We start from the raw sequence: 15,003 nt of genomic DNA, 5'->3' as shown, positions 1-15,003 counted from the left end.
GTCTAGAGTGATATTGGAAGGTGAGGTCAAGACAGCGGTGAGGGTAGGCGCCTGAAGGCAGTCCTCCGGGTGAAAGCCCAGCCGTTGGCGAGGTCCTAACTGACCCGCCTCCGTAGACTCGAAAGGCCGCGCTGATAGCGCGGCCTTTTTCGTTGGTCCGTTATTGCTTTGGAGAGTCTACCGGTCTTTCGGATCGAGCGCGTCGCGCAGGCCGTCGCCGATGAAGTTGAAACAGAACAGGGTCAACGCCATCATGCCCGCCGGGAAAAGCAGCGCCCATGGGGCGGTCTGCATGCCGTTGGCCCCTTCCGAGATCAGCACGCCCCACGAAGTCAGCGGCTCCTGCACACCCAGCCCGAGGAAGGACAGGAAGCTTTCGGCAAGGATCGCATAGGGGATCGTCAGCGTGACGTAGATGATGACCGGGCCGATCAGGTTCGGCACGATGTGACGTGCGACGATGGTCAGCGGCTTCACGCCGATGGCGCGGGCAGCCTCGACGAATTCCTTCTCCTTCAGCGACAGCGTCTGGCCGCGCACGATCCGCGCCATGGTCAGCCATTCGATCGCGCCGATGGCAACGAACATGATCCACAGGGACGTGCCGAAGACGACCATCAGGATGATGACGAAGAAGACGAAGGGCAGCGAATAGAGAACGTCGACGATGCGCATCATGACGTTGTCGACCGTGCCGCCGAAAAAGCCTGCGGTCGCGCCCCAGATGACGCCGATGACCAGCGAGACGAAGGTCGCGATCAGCCCGACGGCGAGCGACACCCGCGCGCCGATCAGCGTGCGCGCCAGCACGTCGCGGCCAATGCTGTCGGTGCCCATCCAGTGGCTCCAGCTCGGCGGCAGGTCGTTATTGCCATAAGCGATGGCGCGAAAATCATGCGGGGTGATCTCCGGCCCGATCACGGCGGCAAGCACCAGCACGGCGAGGATGATCATCGAGGCGACGGCGGCCTTGTTGGAGAACAGGCGGCGGCGCGCATCTTCCCACAGGGAACGGCCCTTCACCGCTGCGGAAGCTTCCATCGCCTCGGCATTCGGGTGCTGATGCGGCATGCCTGGTTCGGCGCCGGGGGGTGGCGGTGTCTCGGACATCAGGACAGTTTCACTTTCGGATCGAGAGAGGCGATGATCAAATCGGCGATCAGGTTCAGGATCACGATCAGCGTGGCGTAGAGAATGACGACGCCCATGACGAGCGTGTAGTCGCGGTTAAGCGCGCCGGTGACGAAGTATTGCCCGATCCCCGGCAGCGCGAAGATGCGCTCGATCACGAGGGAGCCGGACAGGAGCGCAGCAGTCGCCGGGCCCAGATAGGATACCAGCGGCAGGATCGCGGCGCGCAGCGCGTGGCGGCGCACGATGGTGCCGGCGGAAAGTCCCTTCGCCTTGGCCGTGCGGATGAAGTTGGAGCGCATCACCTCGATCATCGAGCCGCGCATGAGCCGCGAGATGATCGCGATCTGCGGCAGCGCCAGGGTGATCACCGGCAGGATGAGCGACTTGATGAAGGCATCCCCGCCCATCGTGTCGATCCGGTCCCAGCCAACCCAGCCCGCCGTCGGCAGCCAGTCATTCCAGACCGCGAAGATCAGCACCATCACCGGCGCAGTGACGAAGTTCGGGATGGTGATGCCCGCCATCGCCACGGTCATGACGCCGTAATCGGTCGGCTTGTTCTGGCGCAGCGCCGCCATCACCCCGAGGAACGACCCGACCAGCATGGCCAGCGCCAGCGACGACAGGCCCAGCGTCGCCGAGACCGGCAGCCCGTCCAGCACCAGCTCGGTCACCGTGAAGTCCTGATACTTGAAGCTAGGCCCGAAATCGCCCTGCAGCACGTTCCCCATATATTTGAAGAACTGGATGATCAGCGGGTCGTCGAGATTGTACTTGGCGTTGAGGTTTGCCTCGATCGCCGGGGTGACGTTGCGATCGCTGGTGAACGGGCCGCCCGGCGCGATGCGCATCATGAAGAACGACACGGCAATGACGACGAGGATCGTCGGGATCGCCGAAAGGAGCCGTTTCAGGGTGTAAACCAGCATGTGCCCTTTTCCGCGCCTTACGGCCGCTCCTGGTTGATGACGCCACTACAATACAGGAATGCCGTGCCCGTAGCTATGATGGGCGCGGCATCGCGAAGCGCTCACTTAACAGAATCTTTCAAAGCCGCGCAAGAGTGTATGTTACTTTCTAACTCGCCTCATTATCGGTCAAGCCGGCCACGGTGTTCAAAAGGAAGAACTGGCGGTAGCGAACGAGCGTGCTAGATAGGCTGGATGACCGGGGAAAATTACACGTTCGAGACGCCTGACGGCCTCACCCTGCATGCGACCGTACGCCGCCACCCGGCGGCGGGCGTCAATGCGCCATCGATCATCTGCCTGCCGGGGCTGACCCGCAATGAGCGCGATTTCGAGGGGCTGGCCGGATGGCTCACCTCCCGCGCCTTCACCGGACCGGCCTGCGAGGTGATCGCCGTTTCCCTGCGCGGGCGCGGCGCGTCGGACCGCGATGCGGAATACAGCCATTATCATCCCAACATCTATGCAGCCGACGTGAAGGCGATGATGGAGGCGCGCGGCCTGACCGACGCGCTGTTCATCGGCACATCGCTGGGCGGCATCGTGACCATGCTGATCGCCGCCGACAACCCGGATGCCGTCTCCGGCGCGGTACTGAACGATATAGGCCCGCAACTGGCACCCGAAGGCCTCGCCCGCATCGCCGGCTATGTCGGCGGATCAGGCCCGTGGGAGAGCTGGGCCGAGGCAGGCGAAGGCGTCAAGGCGATCAACGAGGTCGCCTTTCCGAGGCGCCATGACAGTTTCTGGCAGGTCTTCGCCCGCCGCGTCTGCACGGTGACGGACAAGGGCATCGAGCTGGACTACGACACCGGCATCGCGAAGGCGCTGGCCGAGGCCGGCCCCGCCCCGGCGCTGGAGCCTGGCTTCGCCGCCCTCTCCGGCCCGCTGCTATGCGTACGCGGGGCGCTGTCCGACCTGCTGACACCGGAAATCGTCAGCACCATGAAGGACGTCCAGCCACAGATGGATGTGTGCGAGGTCGCCATTACCGGCCACGCCCCTACGCTGGAAGAACCGGCCGCAAGGAAGGCGATCCAGAAATGGCTGGAGCGGGTTTGAGGATGCTCACCGTCTGATGCTTGCCTCCGGCCAGCTGCACCGATAACGTCCTCATCGGCTTGGTAAAATGTGAGGGGCATGTGACGAAAATACAGGTTTTTCTGACGGCGATATTCTTGTGCCTGTTGCCACCCTCCATGCTTTTCGCCCAAGATACAGGCCTTGTCGATGGCACGGGGGTGACCGCACATATCGTGCATGAACAGGGCACATGGACCGTCACCTATCACTTTGACAGGCCTCAAAAGGCCATGTTCTTCAATCGTTATACGGGAGGCTACAGGGAACGGTTTTGGACGTCCCTCTCCTCCGGTGTTGAAATCCGAAATATTGGCGGGTTCGACACGATCCTTCTTGATACCCCATCGACGACTGCAAGTTTCGATATCACGGCCTATACGACCATAAACATTCCCGATGCCAACCCGTTTATTCCGTTCACTGATGGTGGACTCACGCTCTTTACCGGTCAGTTTGACCTGCTACCAGCGTTAGACGCCGCAGACGTCGCTGATCTGCAAGGCGATCTTTTCCGTTGGCAGGGAAAGCAGCCGACCCTAGGCGTAACATTCACATCCGATGAACCGGTCATCATGGAAGGCGCGCTGATCGACGGAACTGCCGTTCATGTCACCTTCGGCGGCGGCACCCATATCTATACTGGCCTAGGGCGCATTGAGGAAGGAAACAGCTTTGTCGGTGTGATCGATAGTGCCCTGCCGGAGTGGCTTCGCGAAAACCTTGATGAAGAAGTCACCGCCATCTTCGCCGAGCACGAGAAACGCTGGGGATTTGAACTTGAGCAACGGGCAACCCTGCTGATCGCCTTCGACGGATATGGCGCATCAGGATACAGAAATTCGGGCAGCGCCTTTGGCAACACCTTGATGTTACAGATTGCAGGCGATGCCTTGCGCAACGAAGATGCCGACATAATGGACAGCATGCGGTGGTTCTTTGCCCATGAGGCAGCCCATCTCTACCAGCTTACGGCCGGGCTTGAGATATTGAGTGGTGACAGCACTTGGATGATGGAGGGGTCCGCCAACGCCATGGCGAACCAGATTGTCGCCTCGCTAGATGGCAATGCAGTCAACCTCGCGGAAACCTACGATCGCGCCTTGACCGAGTGCGACGCATATCTGCAGGACGGGCCGCTGGAGGGCGCCGGCAAAAGAGACGCCGAACTGGCTTATTATGAATGCGGTGACCTTGTCGCTATCATCACGGCGAGCCTGCTGCCCGATCATAACCTGCATGGCTTTCTGAAGGAGCTTGCGCTCGACCGGCGCGAGGGCAGTACAGGCAGCTGGCAGTATTTCTCGACCATGCACCGGCTTGGCGCAGACCCTGACGCGATCATCAGCTTGGCAGATATTGTTTACAAGAAGCTCTCTGATCCAAGGCAGGCCTATATCGACGCCTTGAATGAAGCGCGTCTTTATCCTCTTGTGTCCGGTGATGGGCGTATTGTCTCGATAAATATTCCGCTGGAATGATACCCAGCTAATGTGCATACGGATATTGCCTACGATCTGAACCCGTCATAATCTGATCCCAAGGGCACATCATGAGGGAACACAGGGCAATCAAGACGGGGGCAATCAGTCAGATCGTCATCGCCGGCGGTGGCACCGCCGGGTGGATGGCTGCGGCCTTCCTTGCCCGGATGTTCGAGCACAAGCGCATATCAATCCGCCTGGTCGAGTCCGAGGAGATCGGCACGGTCGGTGTCGGCGAGGCGACCATTCCGCCCCTGCGCAATTTCAACGCCCTGCTGGGCATCAGCGAGCAGGAATTCGTCAGGCACACACAGGGCACGTTCAAGCTGGGCATCGAGTTCCGCGACTGGACCCGGCTCGGCCATTCCTACATCCACCCGTTCGGCACGTTCGGCGTGGAGCATAACGGCATTCCGTTTCACCAGCTATGGATGAAGGCGCAGGGCATCGGCCATGACGCGCCGCTGACCGATTTCAACCTGTCAGCCGTCGCCGCAGAAATGGGCCGGTTCCAGCCGATACAGCAGGACCCGCGCGCGCCTTACGCGAACCTGCATTATGCCTTTCATCTCGATGCCGGGCTTTATGCCAGATACCTGCGCGCCTATGCAGAGGCGCGGGGTGTTCAGCGCACGGAAGGCAAGATCGTCGATGTGTCCTTGCGCGGCGAGGACGGCTTTATCGAGAGCCTGAGGCTGGAAAGCGGCGAGACGGTTTCAGGTGAATTGTTCCTCGACTGCACCGGCTTTCGCGGGCTGCTGATCGGCAAGGCACTGGAGACACCGTTCGAGGACTGGTCGGGCTGGCTGCCTTGCGACAGGGCCGTCGCCGTGGGGTGCGAGACGGCGGGCCCGCCACCGCCCTTTACGCTCGCCCATGCCCGCAAGGCAGGCTGGCAATGGCGCATCCCGCTGCAGCACCGGCTCGGCAATGGCCATGTCTATTGTTCCGGATATGTCAGCGATGACGAGGCGACCGCGACGTTGATGGACTCGCTTGCCGGGGCACCGCTGGGCGAGCCGCGCCTGTTGCGGTTCACGACCGGACGGCGGGAAAAGTTCTGGAACAGGAACTGCATCGCCCTCGGGCTTTCAGGCGGGTTCCTCGAGCCGCTGGAATCGACCTCCATCCACCTGATCCAGGAGGGGCTTGCCAAGCTGCAGGCACTGTTCCCGGACACCGCCTGCGACCCTGCGCTGGTCGATGAATACAACACGCTGGTCGGGCACGAGTACCAGTATATCCGTGACTTCCTGTTCCTGCATTATCACGCGACCGAGCGCGACGACACGCCATTCTGGAACGAGATGCGCACCATGGCGCCGCCACCGCGACTCGCCCACCGCATGGCGATATTCCGGACCTCCGGCCATATCCTCAGCGACGAGAACCACTCGATCTTCAAGGACCCGAGCTGGCTTGCTGTGCTGATGGGCCAGAATGTCTGCCCACAGAGCGTCAATGCCGCCGCAGCAGCCCTGCCGGATGATTTTGTCATCAATGCACTGGACAGGATGCGCGACGAGATCCGGCGTGTCGCAGGCGCCCTGCCCGCCCATGGAGAGTTTGTCGCGCGGCATTGCAAGGCAGAAATTGTGCGCTAGGGGAACCTAACCCTTCAACAGCGTATCGGCGATCTTGTCAGCGAGGCGGCCGGCGACGGCGGCCTTGGGCATGTTGTCCCATTCTTCCTCGCCATCCTCCGACAGGATGGTGACGGTGTTGTTGTCCCCGCCCATCGTGCCGGTGCCGGGGGAGACATCATTGGCGACGATCCAGTCGCAACCCTTGCGCTTGCGCTTGGCATCGGCATGACCGATGACATCGTCCGTCTCCGCCGCAAAGCCGATGACGAGGCGCGGGCGGGCGGTATCGTGGTTCGACAGGGTGCGGAGGATATCCGGGTTTTCCGACAGCGGAATGGCGGAGAGGCCCCCGCGCTCCTTCTTGATCTTGTGCTCGGTCTCGATCTGCGGGCGATAGTCGGCGACGGCAGCACAGCACACGGCGCAGTCGGCGGGCAGAGCGGCCTCGCAGGCGGCGAGCATCTGGCGGGCCGTCTCGACCTTCACCGTTTCGACACCGGCAGGCGGGGCCAGACCGGTCGGGCCGGTGACGAGGGTGACTTTCGCGCCCATCTTGGCGAGCGCGCGGGCAATGGCATAGCCCTGCTTGCCGGAGGAGCGGTTGGCGATATAGCGCACTGGGTCTAGCGGCTCGTGCGTCGGCCCGGCGGTGACGAGGACATGCTGGCCCTTCAGGCGACCATCGGCATGGGCATCGAACCAGGCCTCGACGGCATCGGCGATTTCCTTCGGCTCGGCAAGGCGACCGGGGCCGAACTCGCCGCAGGCCATCTCGCCCTCGCCCGGACCGACGAATGTGCCGCCATCATCCTTCAGCGTGCGGACATTGCGTTTCGTCGCCGGGTGTTCCCACATGCGGACGTTCATGGCGGGCGCCCAGATGACCGGTTTGTCGGTGGCAAGCAGCGCGGTCGAGGCGAGGTCATTGGCAAGGCCGTTCGCCGTCTTCGCCATCAGATCGGCAGTCGCGGGAGTGACGAGGACCAAATCGGCAGAGCGGGACAGCTCGATATGACCCATCTCCGCTTCGTCGGTCAGGTCGAACAGGTCGGTATAGCATTTGTCCCCGGTCAGGCTGGCGACGGAGAGCGGCGTGATGAACTCTGCGCCCGCCTTCGTCAGAATCGCGCGGGACCTGATGCCCCGGCGCGACAGTTCGCGGATGACTTCCAGCGACTTGTACGCCGCGATGCCGCCGCCGATGATGATGAGGACCGAGTTCTGGGTCATGACTTTTTTGCCGCCTTAAAAGACACCTCTGAAAATCGCGCCGCCGGTGAACAGGGCCACCGAGGCGATGGTCAGGTACTTATAGACATCGCCGCCGGTCATTTCATAGGCAAAGTAGGATGAAAAGCCCGCGATCACCGACAGGATCAGAATGAAGAGGGAGAATTTGCTGCCGAGGCCGCCACCGCCGGTGACCCCGCCATCGATCCAGCCATCCTCGTGGTGAACACTGGTCTTGAATTTCTGCGGATTACGCAGCGCATAGGCCAGTTCCCACACGGTCTCGTTGGAGAGCTTGACCCCGTCATCGCCGACGAACTCAACTGCCCGCTCGGCTGCGGCGGCAAAGGCCGGGAAATTCTCGGCAAGGCGCAAGGCGGCGCGGGCCGAGGCACGGCCCTTTTTCAGCAGCGCCTGCGGGCCGACGCGCCCGGCGATGTAGCCGCGCACGACCGGGTCTGCCGCCGCCCACATGTCGATTGCCGGATCGAGCGCGCGGGCAACGCCCTCGACCACGACCATGGTCCGCTGCAGGAGGACGAGTTCGGGGCGCAGCTGCATCTCGAAAATCTCGGTCACGTCGAACAGCTGCTGCAGCACGCGGGACATGTCGACCTTGTCCGAGGTCTGGCCGAAGATCGGTTCGCCCACCGCCCGCAAAGCCGTCGCGAAGGCCTCGACAGAATAATGCGACGGTACATAGCCGGCATCGAAATGGGCTTGCGCGGCGAGGTGGTAGTCGCGCTGGATGAAGCCGTAAATGATCTCTGCGAAAACCCGGCGTGCTTCCTCGTCAAGGCGACCCATGATGCCGAAATCGATCAGTACGAGGCGGTTGTCGCGGTCGACGAACATGTTACCCTGGTGCATGTCGGCATGGAAGAAGCCGTGATGCAGCGCCTGTGTCAGGAAGGTCTGAATGACGCTGACGGCGAGCGCCCTCTTGTCGACGCCTTGGCGATCCAGTGCGGCGGTGTCGGAAACGGCAACGCCATTGACCCATTCGGTGGTCATCACCCGGCGGGAGGAATATTCCCAGCGGATCGCTGGCACGCGGATCATGTCATCGTCGGAGAGGTTTTCAGCAAGCTCGGACGCCGCACCGGCCTCCATACGCAGGTCCAGTTCGATCTCGGCGGCAGCAGCGAGCGTCTCAATAAACTTGACCGGGCGCATGCGCCGGGCCGGTTTGACCAGCCGCTCGATGATGCGCGCGCCGAGATGGAAAGCCTGGAAATCGCGCCGGGCATTCTGTTCGATCCGGGGGCGGAGCACCTTGACCGCGACGGTCATGCCATCATGGGTGAGGGCCTTGTGTACCTGAGCAATGGATGCCGCGGCGACAGGCTCGGAAAAACTGGCAAACAGCTCCTCCACCGGTTTGCCGAGGGAGTGGGCGATTTCGCGCTTGGCTTTTTCCTGGCCGAAGGGCGGCATGCGGTCCTGCAACTCGCCAAGATCACCGGCCATTTCAAAACCGATGATATCAGGGCGCGTCGCCAGCAGCTGGCCGAACTTCACATAGGCCGGCCCCTGCCCGCCAAGCGCCCTTGCGAGCCGCTGGCCGGGACGCAAATCCTTGCCCTTTGCCCCTATGCGCGTGATCGTGCCGACGATACGCAATGGCCATGGCAGCAGATGCGCATATTCGCGCGGCAACAACGCATCGTAACGCGCCAGCACGAAACCGGCACGGACAAGGCGTCCAAGATTGGCAAGGGTACTGAACATCTCTTGCGCTGCCCTAGACCCCGGTCTTCCAACCGGTGTGGAGGGCGGCGATACCACCGCTCAGATTTTCATAAGAAACACGGGAGAAACCGGCATCCTCGATGCGCATCTTGAACGCGCCCTGAGGCGGGAAGCGGCGAATGCTTTCGACAAGATATTGATAGCTGTCGCGGTCCTTCGCGATCATTTCGCCAAGCCACGGAATGACGTTGAAGGAATAGGCATCATAGACCTGCGAGAACCCTTCCGTGATCGGACGGGAAAACTCCAGACATGTGAAGCGCCCGCCGGGCTTCAGCACCCGCCAGGCTTCCTTCAGCGCCGCATCCATGTCGGTGACGTTCCGGATGCCGAAGCCGATCGTGTAGACATCGAAGCTGCAATCCGGAAAAGGCAGGTTCTGGGCATCGCCACAGGTGCGGGTCAGCACACTGGCGAAGGGTTTTGCGTCATCGCGCGACTTGCCCGCCTTCATCATCGCGTGGTTGATGTCGCAGACAACCGCGCTTGCCTCGGCGCGCCCGCGCAGGGGCCGGGCGGCCGCACGCTTCAGGAAGCCGATGGCGATATCGCCCGTGCCGCCCGCGACATCGATCAGGCGCTGGCCGGGCTGCGGGTTCAGCCGGTCTAGCAGGACAGACTTCCAGACCCGGTGAATGCCGGCGGACATGGCATCGTTCATCACGTCGTAATTGTCGGCGACGGAATCGAAGACGGCGCGCACCATGCCTGCCTTCTCGCCAGCAGGCACATCCTGAAACCCGAAAGAGGCCTTCTGCGTATCTGTATTCGTCATCGAAATTCCTCGCCGGTTGGAGCTTTTCGCCATCTACCTGAAACTTATCATCAATTGCAGCATTTCCTATTGACTGCGACAATCCGTTTTGGCAGGGTCACAATGCCTAAAACATGAAATAAATCAAGGCGTTGCGCCTTGACTACTATATATTGTTGCTTAACGGGCCGTTATCCCTCAGCCGCCGTGGACACCTTATGATCAAATCAGAACTGGTCCAGAAACTGGCCGAAGACAATCCCCATCTTTTCACGCGTGACATAGAGCGCATCGTCGCGACCGTGTTCGACGAGATCTCAACTGCCCTTGCCAATGGCGATCGGGTCGAGCTGCGCGGCTTCGGTGCCTTCTCGGTGAAACATCGCGAAGCCCGGATCGGGCGCAATCCGCGCACCGGCGAAGCTGTCGCCATCGAGGAGAAGTGGACGCCCTTCTTCAAGGCGGGCAAGGAAATGCGTGAGCGCCTCAACAAGCCGCAGAACGAGAATGTCATCTCTATCAAGTCACAGGGCTGATTCACGGGCGCAGCCCTTCGCCTTCTCCCACAAAAGCGTGGCGATTGACGCTGGCACAGCGCTGCGGTGTATCCTAGATTGATACCATGAGAAAATTTCTGCTGACAGCCTTTCTGGGTGTGACCGGCCTGATCATCCTGTTGTTCCTGCTGGCAAACAGGATGCCTGTCTATATCAGCCTCGACCCCATCAATATCGTCAATCCGGCTTTTGCCGTCGGACCGATGCCGCTATGGGCGGCACTGATCGCAATGATGTTTCTCGGCTACGTCCTTGGCGGGCTTGGCATGTGGTTGTCGGGCAAGGGCCTGCGCAAGAAGGCATCGGAGCGCAAGCACCGCATCAAAGAGCTGGAGCATGCGCTGGAGCTGGCCAATGCGCCGCGCCCGAAGAAAACCGACGACCTGCCGGTAATCCAGCGCCACGACACTTCCCGGGATACTTCCCCTGACACCTCCCAGAAAAAGATAGCGAGCCGGTGAGACGGACCTGAATGAGCCAGCTAGTCAAGATCTGTGGCCTGACCTCCGCCGACATGGCGCGGCAGGCCGTTGATGCCGGGGCCGACATGATCGGTCTTGTGTTCTTCGAGAAAAGCCCGCGCTGTGTCGAGCTGGCGCAAGCGGCAGAGATCGCCGATGCAGTACGCGGCGATGTCTCCATTGTCGGGCTTTTCGTCAATCCGGACATGACGCGGCTGGCAGATGCCATCGCCGAGGTACCGCTGACCCATATCCAGCTGCATGGCACGGAAAAGCCTGAACGCGTTGAATTGATCGGGCAGAGTTTCGGCCTGCCGGTGATCAAAGCCATCGGTGTCGCATCCCGGGAAGATGTCACCGCGGCTGAAGATGCCTATGGCGCCTATGCCGACATGCTGTTGTTCGACGCCAAGCCGCCGCCCTATGCCTCCCGGCCCGGCGGCAATGGCGTACGCTTCGATGTCGATATCCTGTCCGAGATAAAGGGCGAGACGCCTTGGCTGCTGTCCGGCGGGCTGACACCGGACAATGTCTATGACGCGATCGATGCGGTGCAGGCGCTGGCCGGATTCGAGGGGGTCGATGTTTCCTCCGGCGTTGAAAGTGCACCGGGCGTAAAGGACGCGAAGATGGTCAGCGATTTCATCGGTGCCGTGCGCGCGGCTGCGTCGGACTATATGGACAAGGATGCCTGAGCCCCAATGGGCTGCGACGGCACTTCAACGACAAAGCCATTGATTTTATGCGGCACTAGCTGTTGAAAGAGGGGCTGTACAGAAAGGCCCGACCCATGTCCTCTACCCCTGCCGATACTCCTTCCGGCGAGATCCTGAATTCCTATCGCACAGGCCCCGACGCGCAGGGGCGCTTTGGCAAGTTCGGCGGGCGCTTCGTCGCCGAGACGCTGATGCCGTTGATCCTGGAGCTGGAAAAGGAATATGAGGCGGCCAAGGCCGACCCGGCCTTCCGCGAGGAGCTGGATTATTACCTCGAGCATTATGTCGGCCGCCCGTCACCGCTCTACTTCGCCGAGCGGCTGACGGAGATGGTTCGCGCCGATGCACCCAAGGGCAAGGGCGCGAAGATCTATTTCAAGCGCGACGAGCTGAACCATACCGGCGCGCACAAGATCAACAATTGCATCGGCCAGATCCTTCTGGCGCGCCGCATGGGCAAGAAGCGGATCATCGCCGAGACCGGCGCCGGCCAGCATGGCGTTGCGACTGCCACCGTCTGTGCCCGCTTCGGCCTGCCCTGCGTCGTCTATATGGGCGCGACCGACGTTGAGCGGCAGAAGCCGAACGTGTTCCGCATGAAATTGCTGGGCGCAGAGGTCAAACCCGTTACCTCCGGCGCGGCGACGCTGAAGGATGCGATGAACGACGCCCTGCGTGACTGGGTCACCAATGTCGAGGACACGTTCTACATCATCGGCACGGCGGCCGGCCCGCACCCCTATCCGGCGCTGGTGCGGGACTTCCAGTCCGTTATCGGTATCGAGGCGAAGGCCCAGATGAAGGCCGCTGAAGGTCGCCTGCCCGACGTGATCATGGCCTGCATCGGCGGTGGCTCGAATGCAATCGGCCTGTTCCACCCGTTCCTAGATGACCGGGACGTCGAGATCATCGGCGTGGAAGCGGCAGGCCACGGCATCGACACTGACAAGCACGCCGCCTCCCTGACCGGCGGGCGCGCTGGTGTCCTGCACGGCAACCGTACCTACCTGCTACAGTCTGAAGACGGCCAGATTCTCGATGCCCACTCGATCTCTGCCGGGCTAGACTATCCCGGGATCGGGCCTGAGCATTCCTGGCTGCACGAGACGGGCCGGGTAAAATATGTCTCCGCCACCGATGACGAGGCGCTGGAAGCCTTCCAGACCTGCTGCGCGCAGGAAGGCATCATCCCTGCACTGGAGCCGTCCCACGCCCTTGCCCGCGCTATTGAGAAAGCCGGCCAGATGGATAAGGACCAGATCCTGCTGTTGAACATGTGCGGACGGGGCGACAAGGACATTTTCACGGTCGCCGATGCGCTGGGCCGCGATATCTAGAACGAAGACATCAGATTTTACAGCCGATTGAAGACGGCGTATCCTGACCGCAAGAACACCCGGGAACGAAAAGTACTATAATGCTCTATCACCTCGCCTACTTAAGTTCGGCAACGCATCTGATGTCGGAAAAAGAACTGAAAGACATCCTCGAAAAGTCGCGCAGCAATAACAAGATAGACAATATCACCGGCCTTCTTCTGTATAATGACGGCAGCTTCTTCCAGGTACTGGAAGGCGAGAAGGCCACGGTCGAGGCCTGCTACAAGCGCATCCAAAAAGACCGCCGCCACGACAATTGCATCACGCTGCTCGATGGCGATCTCGACAACAGGACATTCATGTCGTGGGACATGGCCTTCATTCCCTTCGGTGAACTGACCGAAGCCCAGCAAAGTCATTTCATCAGCCTCGGAAAGCTGCGCAAGTCCGGCAAGATGCTGGAAATGGAATCAAACAAGGATCTGCGCATCCTCGCCCAGTCCTTCCTCGCGAGCTTTGGTACCCAGTTCCAGTAGTTCTCAGCACCCGGATCATGCTCCTGTAACCCGGCACTCGAAAAAAACGCCGGGAACCATGGGCCTTTAACGCTGTTGCCAGTGCATAGAACCCTGCAATGGCCACGAAAAAGGCCGATGGAGACCGATATGATCCGTCTTTTTATCTTTATGGTGATCGCGACATTTGCTGCCGGCCACGCAAAGGCTGCCGACAATGCTCAGGAAAATGCGCCGCAGGAAGAACGCTACGCTGCGGCTGACATCAATATCGAGGCACCCCAGGCGATTTCACAAACGACAACCGGTGCCGACACAAATGACGGCGTAGCCCGGTATCAGACACCATCCAGCATGCGCTATGAAATCAGCGGTCGTGACATCGATTATTCCAGCGATGCCCCCGTCAGTGCCGATGGCGAACCGACAAATCTGCGCCCCGCCAGCTGGAGTGAATAAGTCAGCTGGAGTGAGCATGCTGGATACTACCGACTTTCGGTTCAGTTTGCTTCTTTAAGTCGTACGGGAACCTTGAGATAGGTAATACCATTTTCATCCGCCGCCGGAAGAATACCGGCGCGGATGTTGACTTGTATGGATGGCAGCAACAGCGTCGGCGCACGCAGGCCCGCATCGCGCTTTTCGCGCATCGCAACAAACTCATCTTCGCTGACACCATCATGAATGTGGATGTTTCTTGCTTTTTGTTCGGCGACGGTCGTTTCCCATTGATGTGTCTTGCGGCCATCCGTCAGATAGTCATGGCACATGAACAGGCGCGTTTCCGGCGGCAGCGACAGTATTTTCTGCACGGAACGATAAAGCGTGCGTGCATCCCCACCCGGAAAATCCGCCCGGGCCGTACCATAATCGGGCATGAACATCGTATCGCCGACAAAGACGGCATCGCCGATATGATAGGCAATACAGGCCGGGGTATGACCCGGCGTTTCGAGCACCGATATTTCCAGCTCACCCAGCGCGAGCGTGTCACCCTCCTTCATCAGGATATCGAATTCCGCGCCGCTGCCTGACACGTCTGGCATGTCGAAAACGGGCCGGAAGATCTTCTGCACCTCGCCGATATGGGCCCCGATGACGACCTTCGCGCCGGTTTTCGCCTTGAGATACGGTGCCGATGACAGGTGATCCGCATGAGCGTGTGTCTCGAGAATATAGACGATCTTCAGGCCACGCTCCTGCACTGCCGCCAGCACCGCATCGGATGATCGCGTCGAGTAGTCTCCGGACGCATGGTCGTAATCGAGCACGGGATCGATGATCGCCGCCTCACGAGTCTCAGGGTCGGACACCAGATAGGTGACCGTATTGGTCGGCTCATCGAAAAAAGCCTGAATATCCGGCGCGCCGCCTTGTTCTTTGCTGGTCATGAGAACCTCCAGAAAATTTCTCTGGCTCTAATATATTAGCATTGACTAATTTAGCA

At 60.7% G+C, this 15,003-nt stretch carries 15 protein-coding genes; 9 read left to right on the top strand and 6 right to left on the bottom strand.

Features of this window, described 5'->3' with window-relative positions; translation table 11 throughout:
• Positions 1-177: 177 nt before the first annotated feature.
• Together FF098_RS10760 and oppB are read right to left on the bottom strand one after the other, a co-directional pair.
• On the bottom strand, positions 178-1,071 hold the full coding sequence (locus FF098_RS10760) for an ABC transporter permease (protein ID WP_155141352.1): 894 nt from the start codon (positions 1,069-1,071) through the stop codon (positions 178-180).
• A 38-nt stretch (positions 1,072-1,109) separates the two neighbouring features.
• Entirely contained in the window at positions 1,110-2,063 is a 954-nt protein-coding gene (gene oppB / locus FF098_RS10755; RefSeq protein WP_155140345.1) for an oligopeptide ABC transporter permease OppB, read from the bottom strand.
• 234 nt (positions 2,064-2,297) lie between these two features.
• On the opposite strand from oppB, the gene FF098_RS10750 reads away from it, so the two are divergent.
• From FF098_RS10750 to FF098_RS10740, 3 genes are all read left to right on the top strand, one after another.
• Complete coding sequence (locus tag FF098_RS10750) at positions 2,298-3,164, top strand: alpha/beta fold hydrolase (RefSeq protein ID WP_155140343.1); 867 nt, start codon at positions 2,298-2,300, stop codon at positions 3,162-3,164.
• An 80-nt stretch (positions 3,165-3,244) separates the two neighbouring features.
• Positions 3,245-4,663 carry a hypothetical protein gene (locus tag FF098_RS10745; protein WP_155140341.1) on the top strand — a complete coding sequence of 473 codons (1,419 nt, stop codon included), beginning with the start codon at positions 3,245-3,247 and terminating at the stop codon, positions 4,661-4,663.
• Between the two features lie 71 nt (positions 4,664-4,734).
• Positions 4,735-6,270, top strand: coding sequence for a tryptophan halogenase family protein (locus tag FF098_RS10740; protein ID WP_155140339.1), 1,536 nt, complete (start codon positions 4,735-4,737; stop codon positions 6,268-6,270).
• A gap of 6 nt (positions 6,271-6,276) precedes the next feature.
• On the opposite strand, the gene coaBC is transcribed toward FF098_RS10740, so the two are convergent.
• From coaBC to FF098_RS10725, 3 genes are read right to left on the bottom strand one after another with little or no spacing between them, the layout of a single operon-like run.
• Positions 6,277-7,482 (bottom strand): bifunctional phosphopantothenoylcysteine decarboxylase/phosphopantothenate--cysteine ligase CoaBC, encoded by a 1,206-nt coding sequence (gene coaBC, locus FF098_RS10735; protein WP_155140337.1) that lies wholly within the window; start codon positions 7,480-7,482, stop codon positions 6,277-6,279.
• 15 nt (positions 7,483-7,497) lie between these two features.
• Positions 7,498-9,213, bottom strand: a complete 1,716-nt coding sequence (gene ubiB / locus FF098_RS10730) for a 2-polyprenylphenol 6-hydroxylase (protein WP_155140335.1) — start codon at positions 9,211-9,213, stop codon at positions 7,498-7,500.
• Positions 9,214-9,226: 13 nt separating this feature from the next.
• Positions 9,227-10,009, bottom strand: a complete 783-nt coding sequence (locus FF098_RS10725; RefSeq protein WP_155140333.1) for a class I SAM-dependent methyltransferase — start codon at positions 10,007-10,009, stop codon at positions 9,227-9,229.
• A gap of 197 nt (positions 10,010-10,206) precedes the next feature.
• On the opposite strand from FF098_RS10725, the gene FF098_RS10720 reads away from it, so the two are divergent.
• The 6 genes from FF098_RS10720 (at position 10,207) to FF098_RS10695 (ending at position 14,015) form a co-directional block, all read left to right on the top strand.
• Entirely contained in the window at positions 10,207-10,524 is a 318-nt protein-coding gene (locus FF098_RS10720; RefSeq protein ID WP_155140331.1) for an integration host factor subunit beta, read from the top strand.
• A gap of 86 nt (positions 10,525-10,610) precedes the next feature.
• Positions 10,611-11,006, top strand: coding sequence for a LapA family protein (locus FF098_RS10715; RefSeq protein ID WP_155140329.1), 396 nt, complete (start codon positions 10,611-10,613; stop codon positions 11,004-11,006).
• An 11-nt stretch (positions 11,007-11,017) separates the two neighbouring features.
• The gene (locus tag FF098_RS10710; protein ID WP_155140327.1) at positions 11,018-11,701 is read left to right on the top strand and encodes a phosphoribosylanthranilate isomerase; all 684 of its coding nucleotides are present in this window, start codon (positions 11,018-11,020) and stop codon (positions 11,699-11,701) included.
• A gap of 95 nt (positions 11,702-11,796) precedes the next feature.
• Positions 11,797-13,059: a tryptophan synthase subunit beta gene (trpB, locus tag FF098_RS10705; protein ID WP_155140325.1), complete on the top strand. Its 1,263-nt coding sequence runs from the start codon at positions 11,797-11,799 to the stop codon at positions 13,057-13,059.
• 80 nt (positions 13,060-13,139) lie between these two features.
• Entirely contained in the window at positions 13,140-13,577 is a 438-nt protein-coding gene (locus FF098_RS10700) for a BLUF domain-containing protein (RefSeq protein ID WP_155140323.1), read from the top strand.
• Between the two features lie 129 nt (positions 13,578-13,706).
• Positions 13,707-14,015 (top strand): hypothetical protein, encoded by a 309-nt coding sequence (locus FF098_RS10695; protein ID WP_155140321.1) that lies wholly within the window; start codon positions 13,707-13,709, stop codon positions 14,013-14,015.
• 41 nt (positions 14,016-14,056) lie between these two features.
• Here the strand turns inward: FF098_RS10695 and FF098_RS10690 are convergent, their stop codons facing one another.
• The gene (locus tag FF098_RS10690) at positions 14,057-14,947 is read right to left on the bottom strand and encodes an MBL fold metallo-hydrolase (protein ID WP_155140319.1); all 891 of its coding nucleotides are present in this window, start codon (positions 14,945-14,947) and stop codon (positions 14,057-14,059) included.
• Between the last annotated feature and the right edge of the window lie 56 nt (positions 14,948-15,003).

Source organism: Aquisalinus luteolus, assembly GCF_009712425.2.
GTDB classification, from domain to species: Bacteria; Pseudomonadota; Alphaproteobacteria; order Caulobacterales; family Parvularculaceae; genus Aquisalinus; species Aquisalinus luteolus.
Note: the sequence above shows the minus strand (reverse complement) of the source record. Positions and strands in the feature narration are given on the sequence as shown.

Bases quoted from the DNA above. Each gene is read 5' to 3' on its own strand.
- FF098_RS10720 (WP_155140331.1), top strand. From the start codon at position 10,207: ATGATCAAATCAGAACTGGTCCAGAAACTGGCCGAAGACAATCCCCAT.
- FF098_RS10700 (WP_155140323.1), top strand. From the start codon at position 13,140: ATGCTCTATCACCTCGCCTACTTAAGTTCGGCAACGCATCTGATGTCG.
- FF098_RS10695 (WP_155140321.1), top strand. From the start codon at position 13,707: ATGATCCGTCTTTTTATCTTTATGGTGATCGCGACATTTGCTGCCGGC.
- FF098_RS10690 (WP_155140319.1), bottom strand. From the start codon at position 14,947: ATGACCAGCAAAGAACAAGGCGGCGCGCCGGATATTCAGGCTTTTTTC.
- FF098_RS10750 (WP_155140343.1), top strand. From the start codon at position 2,298: ATGACCGGGGAAAATTACACGTTCGAGACGCCTGACGGCCTCACCCTG.
- trpB (WP_155140325.1), top strand. From the start codon at position 11,797: ATGTCCTCTACCCCTGCCGATACTCCTTCCGGCGAGATCCTGAATTCC.
- FF098_RS10760 (WP_155141352.1), bottom strand. From the start codon at position 1,071: ATGCCGCATCAGCACCCGAATGCCGAGGCGATGGAAGCTTCCGCAGCG.
- FF098_RS10725 (WP_155140333.1), bottom strand. From the start codon at position 10,009: ATGACGAATACAGATACGCAGAAGGCCTCTTTCGGGTTTCAGGATGTG.
- coaBC (WP_155140337.1), bottom strand. From the start codon at position 7,482: ATGACCCAGAACTCGGTCCTCATCATCATCGGCGGCGGCATCGCGGCG.
- ubiB (WP_155140335.1), bottom strand. From the start codon at position 9,213: ATGTTCAGTACCCTTGCCAATCTTGGACGCCTTGTCCGTGCCGGTTTC.
- FF098_RS10740 (WP_155140339.1), top strand. From the start codon at position 4,735: ATGAGGGAACACAGGGCAATCAAGACGGGGGCAATCAGTCAGATCGTC.
- FF098_RS10710 (WP_155140327.1), top strand. From the start codon at position 11,018: ATGAGCCAGCTAGTCAAGATCTGTGGCCTGACCTCCGCCGACATGGCG.
- oppB (WP_155140345.1), bottom strand. From the start codon at position 2,063: ATGCTGGTTTACACCCTGAAACGGCTCCTTTCGGCGATCCCGACGATC.
- FF098_RS10715 (WP_155140329.1), top strand. From the start codon at position 10,611: ATGAGAAAATTTCTGCTGACAGCCTTTCTGGGTGTGACCGGCCTGATC.